This window comes from Brevundimonas sp., assembly GCF_027487935.1.
Lineage (GTDB): Bacteria > Pseudomonadota > Alphaproteobacteria > Caulobacterales > Caulobacteraceae > Brevundimonas.
In genome coordinates, this window is record NZ_JAIYCP010000005.1 from 47,899 (window position 1) to 73,682 (window position 25,784).

At 67.6% G+C, this 25,784-nt stretch carries 24 protein-coding genes; 16 read left to right on the forward strand and 8 right to left on the reverse strand.

Annotated elements, in window-relative coordinates; all coding sequences use genetic code 11:
• Positions 1–2 precede the first annotated feature (2 nt).
• The 4 genes from Q0053_RS02375 to flgK all read right to left on the reverse strand — a co-directional run bounded on the left by Q0053_RS02375 (position 3) and on the right by flgK (position 5,224).
• The gene (locus Q0053_RS02375; RefSeq protein ID WP_298095491.1) at positions 3–803 is read right to left on the reverse strand and encodes an ABC transporter ATP-binding protein; all 801 of its coding nucleotides are present in this window, start codon (positions 801–803) and stop codon (positions 3–5) included.
• Positions 800–1,912, reverse strand: coding sequence for an ABC transporter permease (locus Q0053_RS02380; RefSeq protein ID WP_298095494.1), 1,113 nt, complete (start codon positions 1,910–1,912; stop codon positions 800–802). Before Q0053_RS02380 ends, Q0053_RS02375 begins: the two co-directional genes overlap by 4 nt.
• A gap of 286 nt (positions 1,913–2,198) precedes the next feature.
• Positions 2,199–3,128 carry a flagellin gene (locus Q0053_RS02385; protein ID WP_298095497.1) on the reverse strand — a complete coding sequence of 310 codons (930 nt, stop codon included), beginning with the start codon at positions 3,126–3,128 and terminating at the stop codon, positions 2,199–2,201.
• On the reverse strand, positions 3,128–5,224 hold the full coding sequence (gene flgK / locus Q0053_RS02390) for a flagellar hook-associated protein FlgK (RefSeq protein WP_298095500.1): 2,097 nt from the start codon (positions 5,222–5,224) through the stop codon (positions 3,128–3,130). Before flgK ends, Q0053_RS02385 begins: the two co-directional genes overlap by 1 nt.
• A 427-nt stretch (positions 5,225–5,651) precedes the next feature.
• On the opposite strand from flgK, the gene Q0053_RS02395 reads away from it, so the two are divergent.
• The 5 genes from Q0053_RS02395 (at position 5,652) to mnmA (ending at position 11,148) form a co-directional block, all read left to right on the forward strand.
• Positions 5,652–7,148 (forward strand): flagellar hook-length control protein FliK, encoded by a 1,497-nt coding sequence (locus tag Q0053_RS02395; protein WP_298095503.1) that lies wholly within the window; start codon positions 5,652–5,654, stop codon positions 7,146–7,148.
• Between the two features lie 4 nt (positions 7,149–7,152).
• Positions 7,153–7,911, forward strand: coding sequence for a flagellar hook assembly protein FlgD (locus Q0053_RS02400; RefSeq protein WP_298095505.1), 759 nt, complete (start codon positions 7,153–7,155; stop codon positions 7,909–7,911).
• A 13-nt stretch (positions 7,912–7,924) separates the two neighbouring features.
• Complete coding sequence (gene flgE / locus Q0053_RS02405) at positions 7,925–9,379, forward strand: flagellar hook protein FlgE (RefSeq protein WP_298095508.1); 1,455 nt, start codon at positions 7,925–7,927, stop codon at positions 9,377–9,379.
• Positions 9,380–9,542: 163 nt separating this feature from the next.
• Positions 9,543–9,830 carry a DUF1153 domain-containing protein gene (locus tag Q0053_RS02410; protein WP_298095511.1) on the forward strand — a complete coding sequence of 96 codons (288 nt, stop codon included), beginning with the start codon at positions 9,543–9,545 and terminating at the stop codon, positions 9,828–9,830.
• 106 nt (positions 9,831–9,936) lie between these two features.
• Entirely contained in the window at positions 9,937–11,148 is a 1,212-nt protein-coding gene (mnmA, locus tag Q0053_RS02415) for a tRNA 2-thiouridine(34) synthase MnmA (protein ID WP_298095513.1), read from the forward strand.
• Positions 11,149–11,168: 20 nt separating this feature from the next.
• On the opposite strand, the gene Q0053_RS02420 is transcribed toward mnmA, so the two are convergent.
• Positions 11,169–12,008 carry a thioesterase family protein gene (locus Q0053_RS02420; RefSeq protein ID WP_298095516.1) on the reverse strand — a complete coding sequence of 280 codons (840 nt, stop codon included), beginning with the start codon at positions 12,006–12,008 and terminating at the stop codon, positions 11,169–11,171.
• A 168-nt stretch (positions 12,009–12,176) separates the two neighbouring features.
• Between Q0053_RS02420 and Q0053_RS02425 the strand changes: the two genes are divergently transcribed.
• From Q0053_RS02425 to Q0053_RS02450, 6 genes are all read left to right on the forward strand, one after another.
• Positions 12,177–12,680 (forward strand): helix-turn-helix domain-containing protein, encoded by a 504-nt coding sequence (locus tag Q0053_RS02425; protein ID WP_298095517.1) that lies wholly within the window; start codon positions 12,177–12,179, stop codon positions 12,678–12,680.
• Positions 12,681–12,750: 70 nt separating this feature from the next.
• Positions 12,751–13,932 (forward strand): acetyl-CoA C-acyltransferase, encoded by a 1,182-nt coding sequence (locus Q0053_RS02430; RefSeq protein WP_298095520.1) that lies wholly within the window; start codon positions 12,751–12,753, stop codon positions 13,930–13,932.
• 62 nt (positions 13,933–13,994) lie between these two features.
• The gene (locus Q0053_RS02435) at positions 13,995–14,981 is read left to right on the forward strand and encodes an alpha/beta hydrolase (RefSeq protein WP_298095523.1); all 987 of its coding nucleotides are present in this window, start codon (positions 13,995–13,997) and stop codon (positions 14,979–14,981) included.
• 72 nt (positions 14,982–15,053) lie between these two features.
• A complete protein-coding gene (locus Q0053_RS02440) occupies positions 15,054–17,459 on the forward strand; it encodes a M1 family metallopeptidase (protein WP_298095526.1) in 2,406 nt (801 codons plus the stop codon).
• An 11-nt stretch (positions 17,460–17,470) separates the two neighbouring features.
• The gene (locus tag Q0053_RS02445; protein WP_298095529.1) at positions 17,471–17,965 is read left to right on the forward strand and encodes a DUF6702 family protein; all 495 of its coding nucleotides are present in this window, start codon (positions 17,471–17,473) and stop codon (positions 17,963–17,965) included.
• A gap of 47 nt (positions 17,966–18,012) precedes the next feature.
• The gene (locus tag Q0053_RS02450) at positions 18,013–18,378 is read left to right on the forward strand and encodes a YkgJ family cysteine cluster protein (protein ID WP_298095532.1); all 366 of its coding nucleotides are present in this window, start codon (positions 18,013–18,015) and stop codon (positions 18,376–18,378) included.
• A 7-nt stretch (positions 18,379–18,385) separates the two neighbouring features.
• Here the strand turns inward: Q0053_RS02450 and Q0053_RS02455 are convergent, their stop codons facing one another.
• The 3 genes from Q0053_RS02455 to thiE all read right to left on the reverse strand — a co-directional run bounded on the left by Q0053_RS02455 (position 18,386) and on the right by thiE (position 21,589).
• A complete protein-coding gene (locus Q0053_RS02455; RefSeq protein WP_298095534.1) occupies positions 18,386–19,135 on the reverse strand; it encodes a hypothetical protein in 750 nt (249 codons plus the stop codon).
• 44 nt (positions 19,136–19,179) lie between these two features.
• On the reverse strand, positions 19,180–20,856 hold the full coding sequence (locus Q0053_RS02460) for a sensor histidine kinase (RefSeq protein ID WP_298095537.1): 1,677 nt from the start codon (positions 20,854–20,856) through the stop codon (positions 19,180–19,182).
• A gap of 73 nt (positions 20,857–20,929) precedes the next feature.
• Complete coding sequence (gene thiE, locus Q0053_RS02465) at positions 20,930–21,589, reverse strand: thiamine phosphate synthase (RefSeq protein ID WP_298095539.1); 660 nt, start codon at positions 21,587–21,589, stop codon at positions 20,930–20,932.
• A 114-nt stretch (positions 21,590–21,703) separates the two neighbouring features.
• Here thiE and Q0053_RS02470 point away from each other — a divergent pair, with 114 nt between their 5' ends.
• From Q0053_RS02470 to Q0053_RS02490, 5 genes are all read left to right on the forward strand, one after another.
• Entirely contained in the window at positions 21,704–21,889 is a 186-nt protein-coding gene (locus Q0053_RS02470) for a (2Fe-2S)-binding protein (RefSeq protein WP_298095696.1), read from the forward strand.
• 159 nt (positions 21,890–22,048) lie between these two features.
• Positions 22,049–22,549, forward strand: a complete 501-nt coding sequence (gene bfr / locus Q0053_RS02475; RefSeq protein WP_298095541.1) for a bacterioferritin — start codon at positions 22,049–22,051, stop codon at positions 22,547–22,549.
• 114 nt (positions 22,550–22,663) lie between these two features.
• Complete coding sequence (gene efp, locus Q0053_RS02480; protein ID WP_298095543.1) at positions 22,664–23,233, forward strand: elongation factor P; 570 nt, start codon at positions 22,664–22,666, stop codon at positions 23,231–23,233.
• A gap of 143 nt (positions 23,234–23,376) precedes the next feature.
• Entirely contained in the window at positions 23,377–24,180 is an 804-nt protein-coding gene (locus Q0053_RS02485) for an inositol monophosphatase family protein (protein ID WP_298095546.1), read from the forward strand.
• Positions 24,181–24,253: 73 nt separating this feature from the next.
• Positions 24,254–25,639 carry an SPFH domain-containing protein gene (locus Q0053_RS02490; RefSeq protein ID WP_298095549.1) on the forward strand — a complete coding sequence of 462 codons (1,386 nt, stop codon included), beginning with the start codon at positions 24,254–24,256 and terminating at the stop codon, positions 25,637–25,639.
• Positions 25,640–25,784: the final 145 nt, after the last annotated feature.

The following is a 25,784-nucleotide window of genomic DNA, read 5'->3' on the forward strand; positions in this document are numbered from 1 at the left end:
CCTCAGGCGACCCTGCCGGCTGCGCGACCACGCGGCCCCAGGAAATACTCCCTGATCCAGGGATGGTCTGACCGCTCCAGCTCCTGAACCGTCGCCTTGGCCACGATGTGTCTGTCAGCCACCACGGCAACCTTGTCGGTGATCGCGTACAGGCTGTCGAGGTCATGGGTGATCATGAACACCGTGAGACCCAGGTCTTCCGACAGCTGACGGATCAGGGCGTCAAAGGCCGCGGCACCGATCGGGTCCAGCCCGGCGGTCGGTTCATCAAGGAACAGCAGTTCAGGGTCCAGCGCCAGCGCCCGGGCCAGGCCGACCCGCTTCCGCATCCCGCCCGACAGTTCGGCGGGTTTCAGGTGGTGGGCCTCGGGCTTCAGCCCGACCATGGCGATCTTCATCTCGGCGAGCTCACGGATCACGGCCGCGGGCAGGTCTGTGTGCTCGACCAGGGGCGAGGCGACGTTGTCGATGACGCTCAGCGACGAGAACAGGGCCCCCTGCTGGAACAGGATTCCGGTCCGCCGCTGGACATCCGCCTCATCCGCCTCGGTCATGGTCGCGCGGTCATGACCAAGGATGCTGACCGAGCCGCCCTCGGGCTCCTTCAGTCCGATGATCGAGTTCAGCAGCACGGTCTTGCCGGTGCCCGAGCCGCCGACGACGCCCAGCACCTCACCCCGCTCCAGCGTCAGGTCGAGCCCCTCATGAATGACACGATCGCCGAACTGGCTCAGCAGGCCGCGCACCTCGATCAGGTTTTCGGTGACCTTGGCCGGAGCCGCCGGAGCCACTGCGGGGGTCACAGGTCGAGCTCCAGGAAGATCATGGCGAACAGGGCATCCAGAAGGATGATGGCGAAGATGGCCTGCACCACGGCGGCGGTGACCCGCCGACCCAGGCTCTCGACATCGCCCGAGACCGCCATGCCCTGGCGGCAGCCGATGGTGGCGATAACCACCGCAAACACAGGGGCCTTGATCATCCCGACCAGCAGATGGGTGCCCATGTCCGGGTCCTCGCTGATGCGCTGGACAAAGAAGGACGGGCCGTAGCTGAGCTCGCTCCAGGTCACCAGCATCCCGCCCAGCAGACCGCCCAGCATACCGATGAAGGTCAGCAGCGGGAGCATCAGCAGCATGGCCGCAAGGCGCGGGATAACCAGCGCCTGGAAGGGGTTGACCCCCATCACCTGCATGGCGTCGACCTCCTGGTTCATACGCATCGCGCCGATCTCGGCGGCGAAGGACGAGGAGGAACGGCCTGCAAGCAGGATCGCGGTGATCAGGACCGCCAGCTCACGCAAGGTCGCCACCGCGACCAGCTGCACCGTATAAACCCCGGCACCGAACTGGGTCAGCAGATTGGCACCCAGATAGGCGATCACCGCGCCGATGAAGAAATTGGTCAAGGCCACGATCGGTATCGAGTCGAGCCCGGCGCGTTCAACCTGGCTGAACCAGGCCGCCCAGCGGATACGGCCCGGCCGGAGCGCTGCGCCTGAGGCGACGACCAGCCGGCCGAGGAAGGCCATCGACAGGGCCGCCTCGTCGAGAATGTCATGAACACCCCGTCCGACCTTGCTGAAAAAGCGAACCCAGCCCGCTGACCGGCGGGCCGGTCCGGCGCTTTCGCGCTCCAGCCTCTCGACCATGGCATAGGTGCGCCCGGCTCCGGGCCGCTGGGCCCAGGCCGAAGCAGGCAGGACGCAGTTGCCGGCCTGGACGATCGCCAGGGCTCCGGCTGTGTCAAACCGGCCGAGATCCGTCAGATCCACCGCGTGCACGGGACGATCCCGGAGCTCTTCGTCAAGACGGCGCGAAATCCGGCCCAGCTCGGTCGCTGTCCAGTCGCCGGACAGCCGGAGCGTCGGTCCCGGCCAACCGTCCTCGATCTGGAAATCCGCTGCGGCCATGGCCCGACGGTAGATCGACCCGTCCGCTTTGACTACGCCGACGGCACGGCAAAGCCCGGCCAGAGGTCAAAATGCAGACCGGCCGTAGTCGTTCAGCCACGGTTTTGGTCGATTGAGGGTCCCGGAAAGGCCCGCGCCGTCTTCATTTCTTCAGGAATGCGCCGGGTTCCGGGCACCGCTGCCCCGAACCGAACCGGCCCCGCCATGACATGCCGACCAACCCGGGCCGGGACCTTTACGGCGACGCTACCGGGAGACCGGCGTGATCCTGCCGCAGAATGTTTCTTTAGTTCAGATAGTTGAGAAGGGAAACTTGCCGCAACTGGCTGATCACCTGGGCCGAGGCCTGGATGGCGACCTGGGACAGCTGCAGATCCGTGATGGCTTTCGCCATGTCAGCGTCTGTCCGGCCGGCCACCAGCCCATCGAGGGCGGTCTTTTGCGCCTCCTGGCTCCGGGTCAGGCTCTCGACCTGGTTTGCGAAGGTTCCTGTCCCTGCCATCTTGTTGACCACCTCGGCCCCGGCCGCCGCGAGCCGGCCAAGCTGGGTCGTGAGGAAGGCCTTCTGCGGCGCGGTGAGCCGACCGTCGAGTGGGCCGGATCCCGGCGTGGTATGAAAGGTCTGGATGTCCCGCAGGATACTCAGCACATCGGAGCCGACCTCATTGGCGAGGAAGCCGGTCTCCAGCGTCGTTCCCTCGGCAACGCGGCTGGCGGTCTTCAGCGTATCGTTGCTGAACAGCGAAGGGACGTCGGGCGCAGCGGCCAGGGCAGCCATACTGTCTGCCGCAACGGGCTGGGTGAAGGTCGAGGCACCGGCGAACAGGTAGCTACCGAGGTGCCGCATGTTCAGCCCACCTCGCATGGCCTGGAACCGACCTTCCAGATCCTGCATCAGTGCGGCCCCGGAGTCCGTGGCGATCGCATTGCCCAGCGACTCGCGGGCACCGGAGATCGAGTCATTGATCTGGCCGAGGGCCAGATCCTGGGTCGTGAGCCGCGCGCTCACGGCCTCGCTGGTGTCGAGGAAGCCCTGGATCCGGCTCTGCGCGCCCTTGAGGGCCGTCAGGGTTTCCGACTGCCGGCCGAAGCCGGTCAGATCAGTGGCGTTCTTCTGCGTCGAGACCCGTTCCTGGGCCTCCGCCGCCCGGGACTGGGCGCTCATCAGCTCGAGCAGGGCCGACTGATAGTTTCCGAAGGTGGCGACGCGGGTCATCAGACTATCCCCATCAGCGTATCGTACATGTCCTTGGCCGCCTGTATCAGCCGGGCGGAGGCGTTGAAGGCCTGCTGATAGGTCGTCATCAGCACCAGTTCCTCGTCCAGATTGACGCCTTCCTCGGCTCTCTGCCGGGCGTTTGCCTCGGTCGCGAGGGCGCTTGCCGTCTCCATGCGACTTCTGGCCGAAGCCGCATTGCCGCCGATCTCGCCCGACAGCTCAGCGGCATAGCGGGAGACGGAAATCGAGCCGCCCGAGGATCCGCCGGCCGCCTGGAAATTCGCCGCCCTCTGGCCCGCATCGGCGAGGGCGAGGGCACCGCGACCGTCACCGATGCTGAGGGCTGGCGTTCCCGTGGCCGCCGAGAGGTTCAGCCGCGCCAGCGCCAGCTTGGAAGGGCTCTGTCGAATATCCGATCGCAGGGCGAAGCCATCAGCCCGCGAGGCGCGCACGCCGCCGCCGATACCGAAAAGCTCGGTCACCGACACGCCTGACGGAACCTGTGTCGTCCGGTCCTGCACCACCGTCATCGTCGGTGCCGGATTGGCGGTGCCGACAAAGGACAGGGACCCGTCAGCGGCCAGGGAGAAGGCTCCGAAACGGCCAACCCCGGTTGCCGGATCATTCAGCGCAGTGACCAGGTCTCCGACCGTGCCGCCGGCGGGGACCGCGATCTCCAGCTCCCGCAGGCGCGAGCCGTTTTCGCCGGAGAAGCGGAGGGTCAGCGTCTCTCCGGCGGTGAAGCCGTGCGGCGAGGCCGCGGTCAGGCCGTTGTCGTAGAAGGCAGGCCGGTCCGAGGACACCAGGTCGTTGAGACCGAAATAGTGGGAGAAACTCCGGCCGGCCTTGGCGGACGGGGCGGCGGCGTCATCGGCGATGGCGACGCCGTTGGTTCCGGTCGCTGCCAGGGTCAGCTTGCCGTTGTTGAAACTGGCCGTTGCCGCGCCGCCCAACTGGGCATTGAGGACGCCGAGAAAGGTCGTCGGCGTCGCGGCGACGCCGTTGACCGTCATGGTCGCACCCGAGAAGACAATATTGGCCCGGGTCTGGATCACGCCGGCAGCGTTTGTCACGGCGACGGTCGTCTGCCCCGAGAACCCGGCAATCGCGCTCTGGAAGGACTGACCGACATTGCGGCCGGTCAGGAGGGTCGGCGCCGGCACGGCGGAGTTGGCGTTGTGGGCCCGGTTCAGCTCATCAGCCGCATGAGACACCAGCTCGGCCAGTCGTTCGGCAGCGGCGGGAGCCTCGACATCCCTCAGCTCGATCAAGCCCTTGATCTCGCCGGAGACAAGGCTGTCGAGCAGGGGCCGCTTCTGCCCACCCGGCTCGGTGATATAGACTTCTCCGAAGGCGGTTTCCCCGGTGACCGTTCCCGCGCGGCTGTACTCGAGGGTCGCCGCGCCCTGGCCGACCAGAAGCGCGCCCACGCCGGTCCGGATCGACACCCCGCCCCCGGTCCGGCCCGCAACCCGGATGTCCATCAACTCGGCCAGTTGGCTGATCAGGTTCATCTGGGCCGTTTCAGCCCCCGACGGATCGCCGTCGACGGCCATGGCGCGGGAAATCTCGATGTTGAGGCCGTCAATCTGCTCAAGCAGGCTGTTGGCCCGTTCAACGGCGCTCTGGATCCGGCCGTCCGCGTCCTGCCGAACCGCCTGTATCTGGCCGGAGATCCGGCCGGCCTCATCAAAGAGCGCCTGGGTGCGGAACAGGGCGTCCTGTCGCCGGGGCGAAGACGTCGGGTCCTCGGCCGTGGCCGCAAAGGTGGAGAAGACTGCGTCGACCTTGGCGAAAAAGCCGGCGTCGCCGCCGGGGTCACCGAACAGCGACTGGATACGGTCATAGAGCTCGTGCCGCACGCCCATGCGCGCCGACTCGGCCCCCGCGTTCAGACTGGCCGCCTGAAGAAACCGGTCGGTGGCCAGGCGGATGCGCCCCACCTCAACGCCAGCGCCCATGCCCTGGCTGGTCATGCTCCGCTGCTCGCCGACCTTGCGCACATAGCCGGGCGTATTCACGTTGGAGACGTTGTCGGAGACGATGCGAAGCTGGGTCTGGGCTGCCTGCAGGCCTGAGCTTGCAGTGTTCATGATGGCGTTCAGGGACATCCGAAGACCTCCAAAGTCACGATACCCGGCAAGCCCTGCCACTCGACGCGCGTTTTTTGCCCGGCATTCCGCGATTGCGGCCCGTACAAGCTACTGAATTTACGCGTTCTTGCGTTTTTCGCCTGGGTCATGCCGGGCAGGGCGCGCAAGGACCGGGCCAGACCCATGCCGGATCCGTGAGGCCGTGCCGACCGACCGCCGGCGCCGGGCAATAAACGTCTCCACGCGGCAAGTTTCGACTGAGCCACATCGGTGATCGAAAGCCGGGCCCGGACTCTTTTCTGTTTGTTTTCTGAATATTACGAGACGCGGTCCGTTTGGCCCGCGACTTGCGCAGTGGGCCTCGAATGTCCGGCGCAGCAGGCGCCCTCGTCCCCCCTCCCCTCCATGAACGGCTTTCCCGGCAACCATGTCCGAACTCAGCCTGCTGTCCGTCATCGCCCCAGCCGTCCCGGCTGCCCCGCAGGGGGCGTCAGGCTCGGGCGAGGCCATGTCCGGCTTCGGGGAGCTGCTGGCGACCTATTCGGGTGAGCCGGAGTCGGCGCCCGCGACGAAGAGCCCGGGCGAGCCGGGGACGTCGACCCAGGCGGAGACATCGACCGAAGCGGGGAAGTCGACCGAGGTGCAGGTCGATGTCGGGCTTGATGGAGCCGTTGCGGCGGGCTTCCTTCAAACACCCATGGCACCGCCGGTGCCCCTGGTTCTTCCGGCCGCAGAGGACGGATCGTCCAAAGTCGCGGTGGACGGGTCGTCCACAGCCGCCGAAGAAGGCTCGCCCAAGGCGCAGGTCATGCCGGACGGATGGGCGCAAGGATCCGGCGACGCCGCGGCCGGCGATCCGCCGGGCACGCAAGCCACAACCCCGCTTCCGGTCGAAAAGACACTGACCGGAAAGACAGCCGCCCCCGAGGTTCAGCCCCGCGAGCAAACCACGACGCCCCTGCCCTCGGACAAACCTGTCGCCACCAAACCCCCCCGGCCTGAAGTTCAGCCCCCGTTGCGCGAGGCCCCCGTCCTGACGGCGGAGACGTCCGACACCGGGGTGACCGTGGCCGAAGCCCCGCCCGCGGCCGCGACCGCGGCCGTCGACGCCCGGGCCCGCACCGGCAATACGCCTGTGCCCCTGACCCTGCCTCCGACGGCCCCGCCCCCGCCGCTTCGTCCCTCGGCGGAACGGAACCCACGGCTGCTGGGACCCGTCGAAACCCTGGCCGCGACCGGGGACGGATCCGCACCGAAGGATCCGGCCCGACCGGTGCCCACGACCCTGCCGCCCGCCCCGGCCGCAAACATCAAGCCGGCGACTGGTCCGGCAGAATTCACCGCCGCGCCGATTCCCGGCGACATCGCCGCCGGCGGCGAGGCCGAAGGCGCCGGGTCGGAGCCCCTGCCTCCACTCGAAAGCACGGCGGCCTCCGTCCAGAACACCCCCGGCATGCGCGAGACCGGACTGTCCCAGCTGTCGCGCGCCACAGTCGAGGCGACGGCCCAGATCGCCGCCCAGATCCTGCGTCGGCTTGAAGGCCGGTCCACCCGGTTCGAAATGGCCCTGACGCCCGACGAACTCGGCCGCGTCGACGTCAAGCTCGACATCGATTCCGAGGGTCGCCTGAATGCTCGCCTGGCGTTCGACAACCCGGCCGCCGCGACCGATCTGAAGGGCCGCGCCGACGAACTGCGGCGTCAGCTTGAGGACGCCGGTTTCCAGCTGGCCGATGACGCCTTCGAGTTTACCGGCCGGGACAGCGGCTCCAGCGCCTTTGACCGCGGTCAGGACGACAGGCGGAACGGCTCGTCGCGCGCCTTCGCGGCCGCCTCGCGTCTCAACTCTGAAATCGATGTCGCCCAGCCGCCGCGCTGGCTGGCGCTCTCCCTCTCGCCCTCGGGCGTGGACATGAAGGTCTGATCTGATGGTCGACGCCGTCAACACAACGCCCAACACCGCAGCCAGCAGGATTGGTGCGGGCTCGACCATGCTCGCCTCGAATTTCGAGACCTTCCTGACCCTGCTGACATCCCAGCTGAAAAACCAGGACCCGCTGTCGCCGGTCGATTCCAACCAGTTCACCGCCCAGCTGACCCAGATGGCCGGCGTGGAGCAGCAGTTGCTGACCAACGATCTGCTGAAGGGAATGCTCGAGGCCCAGGGCGGCGGCAGCCTGGCCAGCGCTGCCACCAACATCGGCAAGGACGCTACCGCCGCCTGGTCGGTCACCAAATTCACCGATGGAGAGGCAACCTGGAGCTATGAGCTGGCCTCCAATGCCGCCTCGGCGACGCTGCAGGTGCTGGACGGCTCGGGCAAGGTGGTCTGGTCCGGCGATGCCCCCGAACGCACTACAGGCGTCCACGACTTTACCTGGGACGGCAAGGCCACCACCGGAAACGACGGCCAGGACGGTCAGGCCTATTCCCTGCGGATCGTGGCCAAGGACGCCGCCGGCGGGGCCATCGGCAGTCAGGTGCTGACCCGCGGCCGGATTACCGGCGTCGAGATGTACGACGGTGTGCCCTATCTGACAGTCGGCAACTCCATCCTGCCGCTCTCAGCCGTGATCGCCCTCCGGGAGGGCCGGACCACGGCAGGACCGCCGGCCGCCAATGACGACCCGGATAGCGCCATGGCCGCCATCGCATCCGCACTCAATCCCATGAAACTGTTCTCGTAAGGAGTTCCACGCCATGAGCATCAACAGCGCCCTTCTGGCCGGCGTATCCGGCCTGACCGCCAACTCCGCCGCCCTCGCGGCGATCTCGCAGAACATCGCGAACGTGAACACCGTCGGCTACAAGCGCACGACGGGTGAGTTTTCGACGGTGATGAACTCCCGGACGCAAGGCTCGGGCTATTCCGCCGGCGGCGTGATGGCCACAGCGCGCCACTTCACCAGCCAGGACGGCCGGCTGCAGCGCACGACCTCAAACACTGACCTGGGTATCGCCGGACAGGGCTTTTTTGTGGTCACCGAGCGGGCCGAGAACCTGCAGGTCACCGACACCCGCATGTTCACCCGCGCCGGTGCCTTCAGCCTTGATAACCTGGGCTACCTCAGGAACACGGCCGGGCTTTACCTCCAGGGCTGGCCCGTCGACTCGGACGGCAATACCGCCCCGGACCCGTCCGACCTGAACCGCCTGCGCACCGTCAACGTGGGGTCCGTCGGCGGCACGGCGGAAGCGACGACCCGCATCCAGCTGAACGCCAACCTCCGGTCCAGTCAGCCGCTCGCGGCCGAGGCCATCGACGCGGCCCTGGCTCCTCCCGGTCCCAATGCCTACAACCCCACGACCAACTCGATGGCCATGTGGGACCCCCAGACCAACGCGGGCGTCAAGCCTGACTTCGAACTGACGATCCCCTTGTCGGATTCCAAGGGCGGGCAGCGGACCGTGGCGCTTTCCTTCCTGAAGAGCACCGTACCCAACCAGTGGTTCGCAGAGATCCGGGCCATCCCCGCTTCGGATGTCGTCACCGGAGCTGGGCTTACCAATGGCCAGCTGAGGAGCGGCCTGGTCGCCTTTACCCAGGACGGCCGCCTTGATGTGGCCGCCATGGCCGGTCTCGGAGCCAGCGCCCTGTTCCCGGACGTGGCCGCTGCGACGCTGAGCTTCGCGGCCTCGAACTCGGGCGCGCCGGGCGCCGGCGTCGTGGCCTGGGCTCCCAACCTCGGTATCGACGCCCAGGATGTGACCTTCGATCTGACCGCGGCAACGGGTGGCCTGACGCAGTACGACAGCGGGTCTGTGGTGCAGGCCGTCCTGACCAACGGCACCGCCTTCGGTAATCTGTCCGAGATCAAGATCGACGAGACCGGCTTCGTGACCGCCGTCTTCGATAACGGCGTCACCCGGAAGATCGCCCAGATCGCCCTGGCCACCTTCCCCAGCCCTGACAACCTGAGCCAGACCTCGGGTAACGCCTACAACGTCAGCCAGGGGTCCGGCACCTTCAACCTGAAGGTGGCGGGGACCGGGGGGGCCGGCAAGATCGGCGCTTCGCAACTTGAGTCTTCCACGGTCGACCTGTCCGCAGAGTTCACCGGACTGATTACCACCCAGCGCGCCTATTCAGCGTCGTCCAAGATTATCACCACTGCAGACGAAATGCTGTCTGAGCTTATCAGCATCAAACGCTGATAACCAAGTAACAGAGCGTAAACCTCAATGAATCTTTCGTTGAATATTGAGCGGGTGGACGGAGGGCTTTTTAGCCTTTCCTTCACCACGACGCTTAAACGGCCCTTAGCCGCCGACCCCTATGGTTCGATCATAGTAGTGGTGGTCAATGAGGCATAAGCCCATGTTGCAAGAGCGACGCCTGAATAATCAGGGCGAACAATACGTGGTCGGGCCGACGGGGATTCCCCTGACGCTTCACGACCTGCCTCCGGCCAATACCGACCGTTGGGTTATCCGCCGCAAGGCGGAAGTCGTGGCCGCCGTGCGTGGCGGGCTGATCAGTCTGGAAGACGCGCTCGCGCGCTACCGTCTGACTGCCGAGGAGTTTCTGGCCTGGCAGAAGGCGATCGACAAATGGGGCATGCAGGGCCTGCGCACGACGCGGATCCAGCACTACGGCCGCCCCTAGGGCGACCGCTCCGACGAGATCACGGCCGCTCCCGGTGACGGGGGCGGCCGTTTTCGTTTGCGGACCGGCCTCGAATTCGCGCCGCTTTCGCACTACATGGCGCGCCATGACCCTCTCTGAGGACATCTGCCCGGTTCCGACCATCGCTCCCATGTCGTCTCAGGCCGACATGGATGCGGCGATCGCGTCCGCGCGCGCGGCTGTCGGCCTGCCGGTCGGATCGCGTGTGGTCGCGGCCATGTCGGGCGGGGTGGACTCCACCGTGGTCGCCGCCCTGCTGCACAAGGCGGGCTATGAAGTGGTCGGTGTGACCCTGCAGCTCTATGACCACGGCGCGGCACTGAAGAAAAAGGGTGCCTGCTGCGCCGGTCAGGACATCCATGACGCCCGGCTGGCGGCCGAGATGCTGGGTATCCCCCATTACGTCCTCGACTACGAGAGCCGGTTCCGCGACGCCGTCATCGACCAGTTCGCCGACGCCTATCTGGCCGGCCAGACGCCGGTGCCCTGCATCCGCTGCAACCAGACGGTCAAATTCCGCGATCTGCTGGACGTCGCCCGTGATCTGGGGGCCGAGGCCATGGCTACGGGCCACTACGTGCGCCGTTCGGTCGTCGACGGCCGCGCCCAGATGCGCAAGGCGGTCGATCATTCGCGGGACCAGTCCTATTTCCTGTTCGCCACCACGGCGCAGCAACTCGACTATCTGCGCTTCCCGCTGGCCGATCTGGAGAAGCCGCAGGTGCGGGGCGTGGCCGCGAGCCTGGGCCTGCGCATCGCCGCCAAGCCGGACAGCCAGGACATCTGTTTCGTGCCCAACGGCGACTATCGCACCCTGATCGACAAGCTGCGGCCCCAGGGGCGCGAGGCCGGCGAGATCGTGCACATGGACGGCCGGGTGCTGGGTGGCCATGCAGGCATCACCGACTACACCATCGGCCAGCGCCGGGGTCTGAACGTCGCCGTGGGCGAACCCCTGTTCGTGACCCGGCTGGACCCGGTGAAGCGCCATGTGATCGTCGGCCCGCGCGAAGCCCTGCGGACCGCCGCCCTGACGCTGGACGAGACCAACTGGCTCGGCGACGAGGCCTCGATCGAGGCGGCGGCGGAGGCCGGGGCGCCGGTGCTGGCCCGCGTGCGCTCGACCCGTCCGCCCTCTCCGGCCCGGCTGTCATGGGTCGACGGCACCGTCGGCGTGACCTTCGCCACCGGCGAGGAAGGCGTGGCCCCCGGCCAGGCCTGTGCCCTCTATGACCCGGCCGATCCGGACCGGCTACTGGGTGGCGGATTCATCAGGACAACCACCGCCGTCGCCTGACGGCGTCCTGGCCTGCAAGGTCAGCCGCGGGTCGGCATCAGCTTCCGGCGCTGGCGCACCAGGGCCAGGGGCCGACCGTCGGGTGCATGGGCGACGCCATCCTCCACAGCCCAGCCACCGCCGACGTCGCGGCTGGTGAAGTGGAAATAGGCCCACCCCTCCGGCGAGGTCTCCGGTGTCATTGCGGTGAGCAGATCGGCTCGAAGGTCGACGCTGGCCGCGACATTCGGCGGGGCCGGAAAGGCCGTGAAATACGTCGGATACAGGCCGTCCAGCAGGAACAGCAGACGGGCCTCGTCCAGCGGGGCGGCGTCGATGGTCCGCATCCAGCAGCCGAGTTCGGGCGACCGGCCGGCGTTCTCGCCGAACAGCCTTGGACCGTCGACGAAGCGATGGTCGATATGCCGGGTAAACCAGGGGCCGAACAGCGGATCCAGCGGGGTCGGGTCGAGATCCCCGACCGGTATCGGCGAAGCCGTCAGTGGTGTCAGCACCGGTCCCGGCACGTCGCGCCCCCAGGTTCCGAGCGCCTGGATGGCGGGTCGGTCGATCTGTCCGCCCGTGACCGAGGCATAGGCGACATTGCGCCCTCCCCGGTCCATGGTGGGTGTGAAGACCGCGTCTTCAAACCGGGCCGCGGCCAGATACTGGACGGTCAGGGACTGCAGGGGTGTCTCGATGCCCAGCCCCTGCCGCATGGCGCCGGCTGCGAGTGCCGCCATCAGGCCGCCGAACGGCGCGCCGCGCTCCTGCGGGACCGATTGCGGGGCGTTGGAAAAGCCGCTCGTCAGTCGGGCGGTCAGGCCGCCTTCGCCATCGTCGGTCAGGGCCAGGGCTTCGGCGAGGGTCTGCTCGGTCATGCGGTCTTGCTAGCGTGCGGGAAAGGCGGGCGGAAGCGGGGAAACCCCCGCCCGAAGTCGAGGGATCCGGAAACGCCGCAGCGTGTCCGTAGCCAAACAAGACTGACCCAGTCCGTTCAGATTGGCAACCCTCTTGCAAAACGGCTGACGCAAGGTCACTTTCGCAGGATGGGACGCACCGCAGATTACTCACGACAGAGCTGTTCGATCGCCGCCACGCTCGAGGTCATCGGCGACCCCTGGACCCTGCTGGTCATCCGCGACGCCTTCAACGGCGTCAGTCGCTTCGAACAGTGGCAGGAGCGGCTGGGCGTCGCCCGCAATGTGCTGGCGGCCAGGCTGAAGAGCCTGGTTCAGCATGGTGTGCTGGAGCCCCGGCTCTATTCCGAACGCCCTCCCCGCAACGAGTATGTCCTGACCGCCAAGGGCAAGGACCTTTACGGCGTCCTGGTCACCCTGCACGGCTGGGGGGCCAAACATGTCTATGGCAATGCCGATTCCGGCGTCTCCATGATCCACAGGGATTGCGGTCACGACCTGGCTCCGCGCATCGCCTGCGGCCACTGCAACGAGATCGTCAAACCGCGCGACATCCTGCTGACCACGGCCGAGAACCGCCCGACCGTCGGCGAGATGATGCCCCGGGAACGGGCCGGCGAAGAGGCCGCCTGAGCCCCCTTGCCTTTCCCCACGCCCCGGCCCATCCAGCCGCGCAATTCCTCCTGCCAAGGGTAGCCCTTCCATGTCCGATCCCGTCGTCATCGTCTCCTTCGCCCGCACGCCCATGGGCGGCTTCCAGGGAGCCCTGTCCGGCGTCAAGGCGACCGAGCTGGGCGCGACCGCTGTCCGGGCTGCGGTCGAGCGGGCCGGCGTTGATCCGGCCAGGGTCGAGCAGATCTACATGGGCTGCGTCCTGCCTGCCGGTCTCGGTCAGGCCCCCGCCCGTCAGGCCGCCATCGGCGCGGGTCTCGGCCAGCATGTCGAGGCGACCACCGTCAACAAGATGTGCGGCTCAGGCCTGCAGGCGGTGATGATGGCCTCCGACAGCATCCTGGCCGGCAGCGCCGACGTCATCGTGGCGGGCGGCATGGAGTCCATGACCGGCGCCCCCTATCTGATGACCAAACACCGTGGCGGGGCCCGGATCGGCCACGACGCCATCCTCGACAGCATGTATCTGGACGGGCTGGAGGACGCCTATACGCCCGGCAAGCTGATGGGAGCCTTCGCCGAAGACTCGGCCCGCACCTATCAGTTCACCCGCGAGGCCCAGGACGAATACGCGCTTGAGAGCCTGAGCCGGGCGCTGGAGGCCATCGCCTCGGGGGCCTTCAAGGCCGAGATTACACCGGTCGAGGTCACGGGCCGCAAGGGCGTCGTGACGATCACCGAGGACGAACAGCCCGGCAAGGCCATGCCGGAGAAGATCCCGACGCTGAAGCCCGCCTTCTCGAAGGACGGCACCATCACCGCCGCCAACGCCAGCTCGATCTCCGACGGCGCGGCCGCCCTGGTGATGACCCGCGAGAGCGTGGCCAAGGCCATGGGCCTGCCGATCGTCGCCCGCATCGTCAGCCATGCCGCCCACGCCCATGAGCCGGGCCTATTCACCACCGCCCCCGTCCCAGCGATGCAGAAGGCCCTGAAAAAGGCCGGCTGGACGGTCGATGACGTCGACCTGTGGGAAATCAACGAAGCCTTCGCCGTGGTCGCCATGATCGCCATGCGCGACCTCGGCATCGACCGGGCGAAGCTGAACGTCAACGGCGGTGCCACAGCCCTCGGCCATCCCATCGGTGCCTCGGGTGCCCGCGTCCTGACCACCCTGCTGGCGGCGCTCCAGGCGCGCGGCGGCAGCAAGGGCGTGGCCAGCCTGTGCATCGGCGGCGGCGAGGCCGTGGCCTTGGCCGTCGAGCTGGTCTGACGCCTGTTCGCCTTGGCGACCGGCGATTGAGGGCCTAGCTTCGGCGTCAGGAGCGCCGCCCGATGACCCTGAACCGTCGAACCGCCCTGGGGCTCGCCGCCCTGGCCGCGACAGCCCGACCCGCCGCCGCGCGGACACAGGTGTCGCCGCAGATCGCGCCGCCTGATCCGACCGAGGTCATCCGGCTGTGGCCCGGGGCCGCCCCCGGTGGCGAGCGGGTCACGGTGACGCCTGAGGTCACCGAACGGTCGACCGATCCGGCCTTTCACGACCGTTTCGCCCGCTACACCACCGACCCCATCCTGACCGTGTTGCGACCCGATCGGCCGAACGGGGCGTCGCTGCTGCTGATCCCCGGCGGCGGCTACAGATGGGCCGTGGTCGACAAGGAGGGGCTGGACTGCGCCCGGGTGTTCGCCGCAGCCGGGGTGACCTGTTTCGTGCTGCGCTATCGCCTGCCCGGCGACGGCTGGTCCGCGGGGCCGGATGCGCCGCTGCAGGACGCCCAGCGCGCCCTGCGGCTGATCCGGGCACAGGCGGTCACCCAGGGTCTGGACCCCACGCGGGTGGCCGTCCTCGGGGCTTCAGCCGGCGGCCATCTGGCCGGGATGCTGACGGCGCGCGCAGACGTCACCTATGCCGCCGTGGACGAGGCCGATGCCGGGTCGCACCGACCCGATCTGTCCATACTGCTCTATCCCGTGGCGACCATGGCCGACCCCCATGTCCATGCGGGTTCGCGGCGTGAGCTGCTGGGCGAGACCCCGACGCCGGAGGCGATCACGCGCTATTCGCTGGAGCGGATGGACTGGACCGACTGTTCGCCGACCTTCCTGCTGCACGCCATGGACGACGCATCCGTGCCCGTCGCGAACAGCCTGCAACTGATCGCGGCCCTGCGCGCCGCCGCCGTTCCTTGCGAGGCGCACCTGTTCGAGGCGGGCGGCCACGGGTTCGGCATCCGTCTCATCGCAGGCAAACCCGCAGCCGTCTGGCCGCAACTGGCCCTCGCATGGGCCGGGCGTCACGGCTGGGCTGCGCCGACCTGATCTTACCCCTTGCCCCGCCGCCCGCGCCGACTAAGGTCCGGGCGGGTTTTCAGGTAACGGACGGTGTTTCGAATGCGGATCGGTATGTTGCTGGCGTCGGCCGCCGGTATCTCCCTGCTGGCCACGGCCGCCCTGGCACAGCAGAGCGTCGGCCCGGTCGACCAGACGAAGGGCACGTTCGAGGACAAATTCCGCCAGTTCGAGGGCGAGGACTGGCCGACACCGACGGACTACCGCAATGCCTCCGGCGCCCCCGGGCACCGCTACTGGCAGCAGGAGGTCGACTACGACATCGACGTGTCCCTGGACGAGGCACGCCGCACCCTGACCGGTCGCGAGGCGGTGACCTACACCAACCATTCGCCCGACGCCCTCGGCTATCTGTGGCTGCTGCTGGACCAGCAGAACTATCGCCGCGACTCCATGGCCGAGCGCAGCCGGACCTACACCGCCTCGGACACGGTCAGCGTCAATGAGGTGCTGCGCGTGCAGCGCATGCAGGACTGGGAGGGCGGTTTCAACGACCTGAAGGTGACCGGCCCGGACGGCCAGGCCCTGCCCTTCACCATCGTCGATTCCATGATGCGGATCGAACTGCCGCGACCGCTCGCCACCGGCGAGCGCTTCGCCTTCACCATCGATTTCAGCCTGCCCCTGCCCGAGACCAATGTGGTCGGTGGACGCAGCGGCTATGAGTGTTTCACCAGGCCGGGCCAGGACGGCAACTGCCTGTTCCTGGCCGCCCAGTGGTTCCCGCGTCTGGCCGTCTATTCGGACTATGAGGGCTGGCACAATGCCCAGTTCCTGGGCTCCGGCGAGTTCACCCTGGAGTTCGGCGACTATGACGTCTCCATCACCGCGCCGGCCGATCATACGGTGGCCGCGACCGGCGAACTCCAGAACACCGACATCCTCAGCGCCGAACAAAGGGCCCGGCTGGCCGAGGCCCGGACCGCCGACGCCCCCGTCTATATCGTGACGCCCGCCGAGGCCGCCGCCGCCGAGGCCCGCCCGGCCCGCTCGGGTACCCGCACCTGGAATTTCAGCGCCGACAACGTCCGCGACTTCGGCTGGGCCTCGAGCCGCAAATTCATCTGGGACGCCATGGGCGTCGACCAGGAAAGTGCAGAACACCCCGTCGTCATGGCCATGTCCTTCTATCCGAAGGAGGCCCGGCCGCTGTGGGACACCTATTCGACGCGGTCGATCGCCCACACCATCGACGTCTACAACCAGTTCGCCTTCACCTATCCCTATCCGACGGCCCAGTCGGTCAACGGCCCGGTCGGCGGGATGGAATATCCGATGATCACCTTCAACGGGCCGCGCCCGGTCCGGGGTGACGACGGCAGCCTGACCTATACCGAACGCGCCAAGAACGGCCTGATCGGCGTGGTCATCCATGAGGTCGGCCACATCTATTTCCCGATGGTGGTCAACTCCGATGAGCGCCAGTGGACCTGGATGGACGAGGGGCTGAACAGCTTCCTGCAGTTCCAGGCCGAAAAGCTCTGGGACGCCGACTTCCCCGCCCGCGGCGAGCCGTCCAGCATCATCGAATACATGATCAGCCAGGACCAGGTGCCGATCATGACCCAGTCGGACTCCCTGCTTCAGTTCGGCAACAACGCCTATGCCAAGCCGGCGACCGCCCTGGTGATCCTGCGCGAGACCGTTCTGGGCCGCGAACTGTTCGACCGGGCCTTCCGCGAATACGCCCAGCGCTGGGCCTTCAAACGCCCGACCCCGTATGACTTCTTCCGCACCATGGAAGAAAGCTCCGGCGTCGATCTCGACTGGTTCTGGCGCGGCTGGTTCTATTCCACCGACCACGTCGACATCTCGCTGGAAAGCGTCACCGCGGCGACGCTGGAATCGGCCGATCCCGAGGTGCGCAACCGCGCGGCCCGCGAGCGGTTCGAGCAGGAGCCGATCTCGCGCACCGTCGAGAACAACCGCGGCATCGAGACCGTGGTCGAGCGCGACCCGGCGACGCGGGATTTCTACAATGAGACCGACCGCTTCACGACCACGGCCCAGCAGCGCCGCGACGCCGAAAGCGCCGCCCGTCGGGCCGATGCCGACCGCCGCGCGGCACAAGGGTTCGACGACAACATCTACCGCTTCACCTTCCGCAACGTCGGTGGCCTGGTCATGCCGGTGATCCTGAAGCTGACCTGGTCGGACGGCTCGGACGAGACGATCCGGATCCCGGCCGAGATCTGGCGCCGCAACAGCCAGCAGGTGATCTGGCAGCATGTGTCGTCGAAGACCCTGGTCTCGGCCGAGGTCGATCCCCTGCGCGAGACGGCGGACGCCAACCGCTCCAACAACCTGTTCCCGCGCCAGATCGACGAGCGGACCCTGCGCCTGGCCCCCCCGCCGCCGCCCGGCGAGAACCGGATGCGGGACTCGGACGTCGAGGTCAGCCCGGACTCGACCGCGACCCGGGTTCGCCGCCCGGCGGCGGCCCGGTGATGCGGCGGGCGATGCTCGCTGCGGCCCTGGTCGCGGGCCTCGCCACACCCGTGGCGGCCCACCGCGGCCATGCCGGACTGACGGTGGTCGAGATCGATCCGGCCTCCGGCAGTGTCAGCGTGGTGCATCGCTTCGCGGCGCATGACGTCGAGCCGGCCCTGGTCTCCATCGCCCCCGGGGCCCAGCCGAGTCTGGACGACCCCCGCGCCGTGGCGGAGCTTGAGACCCATCTGCGCCAGCGGTTTCGGCTCGACATCGACGGGGCCGCCATCCCGGTGACCCATGCCCGCACCGATCTGGCGGGCGACAATGTCCGGGTCGATTTCGTCGGCGAGACGAGCGACCGCAGCATCGCATCCGTGACCATCGACCTCGACTTCTTCCCCGGCGTGCATGACGACCAGGAGCAGCAGGTCAATGTGCGGATCAACGGCGTGACCCGGACGGTGGTGTTCCGGCCGGGATCGGCGGCCCAGACCGTGACCTTCGCGGCAGCCGGCGCCTGACGACGGCGGAAAAAAGCTGCGGCGACTGCGGCCTTTGCTGCAAGCTGATGGGCGTGACGGCTCTGGGCAAGCCGGCCGGAAAATGGTGCCGGCAGTTCAGCAAGACGTCGGGCTGCGCCATCTATGAAGACCGGCCCGACGACTGCCGCGTCTTCAACTGCCTCTGGCTGCTGACCGGCGCGCTGGACGAAAGCTGGAAGCCGACCACGGCCGGCTTCGTCCTGCACAGCGAACTGGGCGGGGCGCGGCTGGTGGTCGAATGCGATCCGGCCCGGCCGCACGACTGGCGGCGCGCGCCCTATGAAGCCACATTGCGCCTCTGGGCTGCGGCCGAGGGCCAGGAGGTGCTGGTCTTCGCCGGCTCGCGTGGTGTGCGGCTGGGCGCGCCGGACACACCCGTACGTCGGGCCTGACCCCTCGCTAGCGGACGTCGACCGACTGGGCGATCTGTTCGGCCAGGTCGCGGTCCGCCCCGTCCAGGCTCATGGTCCAGACGTGGATTTCGCGCGGTGCCACCGTCCGCTGGAACAGGTGCTCCACCGCATGGCGCACGCCGTCCTCGGTCGCGAGGATGGAGGCTCGGCCCGCCGCCTCGACCATCTGGCCGCTGTAGATCGGGAACTGCGAGGACGGTCCGGCATAGACCATGACGAATGACCGGGCACCGCGCCGGATCGTGTAGATGCGGAAGTCCGGACCCGGGCGGCCGGTGACGATCTCGAAGCCCGGTGGCAGGTCAGCTGTGAACGGCAGGGCGGCACGGGCGGCGCTGTCCAGCACGGTGACGGCCGGGGCGGCAGGCGGTGGCGGGGTCGCCACGACCGCCTCCAGCGGTACCGTCGGCGCGGGCGCGGGGGATGCGGCTGGCGGCAGCAGGGGAGCCGGTACGACGGAGGGCGCGGGAGTCGTCGGTCGCGGGGCCGGGGTGATCGTTGCAGCCGGAGGCGGCGGTGCCACAGGCTGCGCGACCACGGGCTCGGGTGCCGGAGCCAGATAGACCGCCGGTGCGGGCGGGCCGCTGTTCAGATCACGGGTCAGGGTGCTGACCGGAGGGACCGGAACCGCCGACGGAGCAGGCGTCTGGGCCGGTGGCGTCTGATCCGGCGACGTCTGGGCGTGCGCGGCTCCGGCGAGCAGCAGGGCGGCGGCGGCGGGGACGAGCATGTTCATGCAGACCACCATCCCCCTTCAACCCGCCAACGGCAAGGCCCGGATCAGGCGGCCGGAAGTTCGACCCAGAAGGTGGCCCCCTGGCCGAGGGTGGAGGTCACGCCGATCGAGCCGCCCTGCAGTTCGACCAGCCGCTTGGCCAAGGCCAGGCCGATACCGTGGCCTTCGACGGTCGAGCGTTCCAGGCCCAGGCGGTTGAAGGGTTCGAACAACTGGGTCTGTTTCTCGACCGAAAGCCCGCGACCACGGTCGACGACCTCGATCCGGACCTGATCGCGGATCCTGCCGGCGCGGAGGACGACCACGCCGCCGGATCCCCCGTATTTGACGGCATTGGAGGCCAGATTGGCGATCACCTGGGTCAGGCGTTGGGAGTCCGCTAGAGCCACAAGGCCATCGCTTTCGCTGACGACATCCAGCTGGATATCCTTCGCATCGGGCCGGAGGGCGGTCGCACGACGCACATCCTCCAGCACGCCGGTCACGTCGGTCGGCCGCAATTCGACCTTGACGGCCCCGGACTCGGCCTGGGCCAGGTCCAGCAGATCCAGAGCGAGCGCCTCGACCTGACGCGCCGTCCTGACCAGCATATCCGCCATCTCGGCCTGGCTGCTCGAAACCGGTCCCAGCTGCCCGCCCTTCCACAACTCCCCGATGCCGATCACGCCCCCGACAGGACTCTTGATCTCATGGGCGACATTGGCGAGCAGGCGGGACTTGGCTGCGGATGCCTTCTCCGCCCGGACCTGACCCAGGTGGGCGCGTTCGGCGAAACGGTCGCGCTCCTCCAGAAGCGCCGCGACCAGCATGATCGGCAGATAGCCGAAGAGGACCAGCAACTCGGCCATCAGGGCGCGATCGCCGCCCTCAAGGACCAGCGCATAGGGCCCCAGCCCGTGCATGCTGCCGCCGACTGCAAGGAGGGAAATGATCATCAGCCCGACCGTGACTCCGGGCATGCGCAGCCGAACCGCGATGAGCAGCAGCAGCGGCATCGGGGCGAAGGTGATCGGCAACTGCTGCAGGAAAAACACGGCATAGGAGAGGGCGGCGAGCGTGCCCAGCAGCAGGACGGCCTCAGCGGCGCGGGCCGGGGTCCGGTAACGGGCCAGATCCCGCCCTGTCAGCGCCAGGCCAAGGCTCGACAGCACGGCGATGCTGAGCGCATGGGCGAACCACCACGTCCGGGCGGTTTCCAGAAAATCCGCGCCCGTCATCCACCAGAGCATGCCACCGGCCAGGACGGCCGACGGAAGGGGCGCCACAACGGCGGCGGCCAGGAGGAAGCGGCAGGCTCCCTGCACGGAATCAAGGCTCAAGGTCGGTGCGAACCGCCTCACCAGAAGGACGGCGAGACAGATTTCGAGCATATTGGCCGCGGTGAACATCAAGGTCAGCGCGGTCGAATTTCCGGCCAGCAGATTGCCCGCCGCGATACCGGCCGCGATCAGCCCGCCGAAGGACAGATCATAGAGGGGGCCGCGCGATGTTCGCAGCCAGACCGCCAGGGCGACTCCGGCCGCGCCCCAAAGTGCGGCCACCACGCCGGCCGACCGCGCGAATGTCAGGGACAGCACGACCAGAACCAGCACGACAATCGCGGTGAAGACCGGAGCCATGGGCTGACCGGGACCCGGTACGCGCGCAGCCGTGCCGGTCGAGGTGCTGGCAGGGGTGCCGGCTCCGAACAGGGGCTGCGAGGTGTCGAGCGCATGGCTCATGGTCAGTTCGGATCCGGACGTCGGCAAGGGAATGGCCAGCTATAGCCGACACCGTCCTAATATCCCCTGAAGCTCAGGCGTTCTGAGCCAGGGCCCGCTCCAGCGCCCGAACCGCTGCGGCCGGCCCGTCCGGATGGCCCCAGACTGCGGCACTGACGGCCACGAAATCAGCACCGGCCCGGGCCAGCCCCCCTGCATTGGCGGCCGTGATCCCGCCGATGGCGACACAGGGCACCTCGACCGTCTCCTGCCAGATGGTCAGGATCTCCGGATCGGGCCGGTGAACCGTTGCCTTGGTCGCGGTCGGATAGAAGGCCCCGAAGGCCACATAGTCCGCCCCCGCCTCGGCCGCATCCATGGCCAGTTCGCGGCTGTCGTGACAGGTGACACCGATCATGGCGTCCCGGCCCATCATGGTACGCGCCGCGCTGACCGTGCCGTCGGTCTGCCCCAGATGCACACCGTCACAGCCCGATCGCGCCGCCAGATCAGCCCGGTCGTTGAGGATGACCGCGACGCCCCGGCTCTGGGCGACCGGCTTCAGCACCGCAACGGCGGCCAGGACGGCGGCATCGTCCAGGTCCTTGAGCCGGATCTGCAGCGCCGCCACATCCCCTGCGTCCAGCGCCGCCTCCAGATCGCGCGCAAAGGCAGCCAGATCCGGGATCGCCGGCGGCGTGATCAGATACAGCCGGCAGGGCGGGCGCTCGGGAACGACGGGGGGCCTGGACATGGGCGGGAAGTGCGACGGATGGACCGCGCGGTCAACCGCCTGCTGCGAACGACTTGCATTCTCTGCCCGCACACTGCTATGGAGAACCATTCGCAATCACCGGGTCCGCCCTTCGTGTACGTCTGCAACTGCAACGGTCTTCGCAAACGGGATGTCGCCGCCGCCATCGAGGCCGGTGCGACGCGGCCGCGCGACGTCTTTGCCCGCAACCAGTGCTCGGCCCAGTGCGCCAAATGCGTCTGCGAAATGCGCGAGATGATCCAGGAAACGCGCCAGGCCTTCGCCATGGCGGCCGAATAGGCCCTGCCCTCCCCCACGGGAGATTCATTCGCATTTTCAATGTCGTGAGAAGTGTTCGCAGGTGAACACAAGGCGGTTTTGCGTGCTAGAAGCATCGCTCACAGCCGGTGATTCAGGGCGGTCGGGCCGACCGCCGCGCCGCTGACGGAAAGAATGACGATGAAGGGCGACCCCGCGATCATCCGCACCCTCAACGCGGTGCTGACCAACGAACTGACGGCCGTGAACCAGTATTTCCTGCACGCCCGGATGTTCGAGTCCTGGGGCCTGAAACACCTCGGCCAGATCATCTACGACGAATCGATCGGCGAGATGAAACACGCCGACATGCTGATCAAGCGCGTGCTGTTCCTCGACGGCCTGCCCAATCTGCAGGACCTGCACAAGTTGAAGATCGGCGAGACCGCCGTCGAATGCCTCGGCGCCGACCTGCAGCTGGAGCTGGGCGGGCGCGAGACGGTCAAGGCCGGCGTCGCCCAGTGCGAGGCGGCCCAGGACTTCGTCAGCCGCGACATCCTGATGCGCATCCTCAACGACACCGAGGAGCACATCGACTTCCTCGAGGCCCAGTTCAAACTGATCGAACAGCTGGGCGAGCAGAACTATCTGCAGTCCGCCATGACCGAGATCGCCCCGGACAAGAGCGCGACGGGGAACTAGGGGCTCCCGGCCGGCCACCGACGCCCCCGCCTTGCCCAGCGGGGCGGCTTCCTCTAGGGATCGCGACCGAATTCGCGCGCCCTCCTGGCTGCGCCCCAGCCCCGGCGATCCCCCATGGCAAAAATCAACGGCAACAACATCAAGCCCGGCATGGTCCTTGAGCACAACAAGGGCCTTTGGGTCGTGACCAAGGCCAGCCACGTCAAGCCGGGCAAGGGCGGTGCCTTCGCCAACATCGAGGCCAAGAACCTCGAAACCGGCAACAAGCTGAACGAACGCTTCCGCTCGGAAGACAAGGTCGAGCGCGTCACGCTGGAACAGAAGGAGTTCTCCTATCTGTACGAGCAGGGCGACGCCCTGGTGTTCATGGATGACGCCACCTACGAACAGACCGAGCTGCAGAAGGACTGGGTCGGCGAGGACCGCGTCGCCTACCTCCAGGACGGCATGAAGGTCGTCATCGAGATGCACGAGGACCGTCCGATCGGCCTGACCCTGCCCGACCAGGTCACGCTGGAAGTCGTCGAGACCGAGCCCACCGTGAAGGGCCAGACCGCCTCTTCGTCCTACAAGCCGGCCATCGCCAACAACGGCGTCCGCATCATGATCCCGCCCTATATGGGCGTGGGTGAGCGGATCGTCGTCGACACCACGACGGGCGAATACGTCCGGCGCGCTGAGTAGGGCTTAGAAATTAGGGCTTAGGGCTTAGGGCTCGGAACCGCCTGCTTCCTAAGCCCTAAGCCCCAAGCCCTACCCCCTTGAACTTCTCCGTCTGTCCGGGTCGCTCCGACCTTTTCAGGACCTTCGGACCAGGAGCTTCCCCCATGGCCCTCGCCTCTGCCCTCGTTTCCGTCATGATCGACGCGGTCCGCAAGACCGCCCGGCCGATGCTGCGCGACTTCGGCGAGGTCGCCCAGCTGCAGGTGTCGCGCAAGGGTCCGGGCGACTTCGTCACCGCTGCCGACATCAAGGCCGAGGACACCCTGTTCGAACTGCTGATGAAGGCCCGCCCCGGCTACGGCTTCCTGGGCGAGGAGCGCGGCCTGATCGAGGGGACCGACAAGTCCCATATGTGGATCGTCGACCCGATCGACGGCACCACCAATTTCATGCACGCCATGCCGCATTTCGCGATCACGGTAGGCCTGCAGCGCACCGCCCCGGACGGCAGCTCCGAGATCGTGGCGGGCGTCACCTACAACCCCGTCATGAACGAGCTGTTCTGGGCCGAAAAGGGCAAGGGCTGCTATCTGAACGACACCCGGATCAGGGTCGCCGCGCGCCGTGACCTGTCGGAAAGCCTGATCGCCACCGGCCTGCCCTTCATCGGCAAGACCGGCCACGCCCAGGCCATCAAGGACCTCCACGCCATCGGCCAGCGCGTCGCCGGCATTCGCCGTCTGGGCTCCGCCGCCCTCGACTTCGCCTGGGTCGCGGCGGGGCGCTACGACGCCTTCTATGAACGCAACCTCCAGCCCTGGGACGTGGCGGCCGGCATCCTGTTCGTCACCGAGGCGGGCGGCATCGTCACCACCATCGACGGCGAGGGCCGCCCCGAGACGGGCGCCCAGATCCTGGCCACGAACTCGGACCTGCATCCGCAGCTGCTGAAGGTGTTGCGGGGGTAGGCCCCTCGCCTCCCGCAATGGTTGCCGCGCCCGGGGTTTGCGGACATAGTCCGGTGAAGATCGGGGACCCCTCATGACCATGTATTTCGTTGCCGGCGCTGTCGCGTTCGGACTCTTCGCCATTGGATTCCTGATCGCCCTGGTTCTGCGCCGGGTGGTCCCGACCAACGAGGTTCACATCGTCCAGCGTGGACGGTCCCGCGTCAGCTACGGGGCCAGTCAGGACGCCGGCAACGTCTATTACGAATGGCCCGCCTTCCTGCCCAAAATCGGCGTGCTGGTGACCAAATTCCCGGTCTCCATCTTTGACGTCAACCTGAAGGACTATGAGGCCTATGACACCGGACGCCTGCCGTTCCGCGTCGACGTCCAGGCCTTCATGCGGATCGCCAAATCGGACACGGCAGCGGAAAAGGTCGCCAATTTCGACGAGCTGCAGCACCAGCTGTCCGGCATCCTCCAGGGCGCGGTCCGCAATGTGCTGGCCACCCACAAGCTTGAGGACATCCTCGAGGCCCGCTCCACCCTGGCCGAGGCCTTCACCGGCCAGGTGGACAAGCAGCTCCAGGCCTGGGGCGTCGAGACGGTCAAGAACATCGAGTTCATGGACATCCGCGACAGCGCCAATTCCGAGGTCATCGCCAACATCATGGCGAAGGAAAAGTCCCGCATCGATCGCGAGAGCCGCGAGGCCGTGGCGATGAACAGCCAGATGGCCCGGACCAAGGAAATCGAGGCCGAGCGCATCGTCGAGGTCAACAAACAGGACGCCCTGCAGCAGGTCGGCATGCGAACGGCCGAGCAGGAAAAACAGGTCGGCATCGCCAAACAGGTCGCCGAACAGGAGGTGCTGGTCGCCCAGAAGGACACCACCGAACGCGAGATGGATGTGAAGCGTGTCGCCGATACGCGCGCCGCCGACATCGCCAAGGGGGTGGCGGAGGTCCAGGCCGCGCAGGAGCGCGAGGTGACCATCATCCGGGCCGAGGGACAGCGCCAGCAAGAGGTCATCGGCGCTGAGGCCGAACGGCAAAGGCTGGAACTGGTCGCGCAAGGCACCCTGGCGCAGCAGAAGCTCGACGCCGAAGGCCTGCTGGCACAGGGCCAGAGCCGCGCCGAAGCCGAGCGGCTGCTGCTTCTGGCACCGGTCTCGACCCAGATCGAACTGGCCCGCGAGATCGGCGGCAACGACGGCTACCAGACCTATCTGGTGCGCGTCGAGCAGATCAAGGCCGGCCAGACCGTGGGCGTCGCCCAGGCCGAGGCCCTGAAGGCCGCCGACATCAAGGTGATCGTGACCGGCGGCGATGTGCCCGCGGGCATGAACAACATCACCGAGGTGTTCAGCGCCAAGGGCGGCCAGGCCCTGGGCGCCATGCTGGAAGGTCTGGCCCAGACCGACGCCGGCAAGGCCGTGGTCGAACGGGCCACCAAGGGGTCGGCCAAGCCCAAGGAATAGCCGCCTTCAGGTCCGTCCAGCCGCCGGCGGGATCGACGGTCCGGTCTCGGGCCGTTGCGGACCTTGGCGGCGTCGCCGTTCCGCACCGGGGCTCGACCTTGCCCACCGTCATCCTCGGGCTTGATCCGGGGATCAGAGGCGAGAG

Bases quoted from the DNA above. Each gene is read 5' to 3' on its own strand.
- Q0053_RS02380 (WP_298095494.1), bottom strand. From the start codon at position 1,912: ATGGCCGCAGCGGATTTCCAGATCGAGGACGGTTGGCCGGGACCGACG.
- Q0053_RS02385 (WP_298095497.1), bottom strand. From the start codon at position 3,128: ATGACCCGCGTCGCCACCTTCGGAAACTATCAGTCGGCCCTGCTCGAG.
- flgK (WP_298095500.1), bottom strand. From the start codon at position 5,224: ATGAACACTGCAAGCTCAGGCCTGCAGGCAGCCCAGACCCAGCTTCGC.
- Q0053_RS02395 (WP_298095503.1), top strand. From the start codon at position 5,652: ATGTCCGAACTCAGCCTGCTGTCCGTCATCGCCCCAGCCGTCCCGGCT.
- Q0053_RS02400 (WP_298095505.1), top strand. From the start codon at position 7,153: ATGGTCGACGCCGTCAACACAACGCCCAACACCGCAGCCAGCAGGATT.
- flgE (WP_298095508.1), top strand. From the start codon at position 7,925: ATGAGCATCAACAGCGCCCTTCTGGCCGGCGTATCCGGCCTGACCGCC.
- Q0053_RS02410 (WP_298095511.1), top strand. From the start codon at position 9,543: ATGTTGCAAGAGCGACGCCTGAATAATCAGGGCGAACAATACGTGGTC.
- mnmA (WP_298095513.1), top strand. From the start codon at position 9,937: ATGACCCTCTCTGAGGACATCTGCCCGGTTCCGACCATCGCTCCCATG.
- Q0053_RS02420 (WP_298095516.1), bottom strand. From the start codon at position 12,008: ATGACCGAGCAGACCCTCGCCGAAGCCCTGGCCCTGACCGACGATGGC.
- Q0053_RS02425 (WP_298095517.1), top strand. From the start codon at position 12,177: ATGGGACGCACCGCAGATTACTCACGACAGAGCTGTTCGATCGCCGCC.
- Q0053_RS02430 (WP_298095520.1), top strand. From the start codon at position 12,751: ATGTCCGATCCCGTCGTCATCGTCTCCTTCGCCCGCACGCCCATGGGC.
- Q0053_RS02435 (WP_298095523.1), top strand. From the start codon at position 13,995: ATGACCCTGAACCGTCGAACCGCCCTGGGGCTCGCCGCCCTGGCCGCG.
- Q0053_RS02440 (WP_298095526.1), top strand. From the start codon at position 15,054: ATGCGGATCGGTATGTTGCTGGCGTCGGCCGCCGGTATCTCCCTGCTG.
- Q0053_RS02445 (WP_298095529.1), top strand. From the start codon at position 17,471: ATGCTCGCTGCGGCCCTGGTCGCGGGCCTCGCCACACCCGTGGCGGCC.
- Q0053_RS02450 (WP_298095532.1), top strand. From the start codon at position 18,013: ATGGGCGTGACGGCTCTGGGCAAGCCGGCCGGAAAATGGTGCCGGCAG.
- Q0053_RS02455 (WP_298095534.1), bottom strand. From the start codon at position 19,135: ATGAACATGCTCGTCCCCGCCGCCGCCGCCCTGCTGCTCGCCGGAGCC.
- Q0053_RS02460 (WP_298095537.1), bottom strand. From the start codon at position 20,856: ATGAGCCATGCGCTCGACACCTCGCAGCCCCTGTTCGGAGCCGGCACC.
- thiE (WP_298095539.1), bottom strand. From the start codon at position 21,589: ATGTCCAGGCCCCCCGTCGTTCCCGAGCGCCCGCCCTGCCGGCTGTAT.
- bfr (WP_298095541.1), top strand. From the start codon at position 22,049: ATGAAGGGCGACCCCGCGATCATCCGCACCCTCAACGCGGTGCTGACC.
- efp (WP_298095543.1), top strand. From the start codon at position 22,664: ATGGCAAAAATCAACGGCAACAACATCAAGCCCGGCATGGTCCTTGAG.
- Q0053_RS02485 (WP_298095546.1), top strand. From the start codon at position 23,377: ATGGCCCTCGCCTCTGCCCTCGTTTCCGTCATGATCGACGCGGTCCGC.
- Q0053_RS02490 (WP_298095549.1), top strand. From the start codon at position 24,254: ATGACCATGTATTTCGTTGCCGGCGCTGTCGCGTTCGGACTCTTCGCC.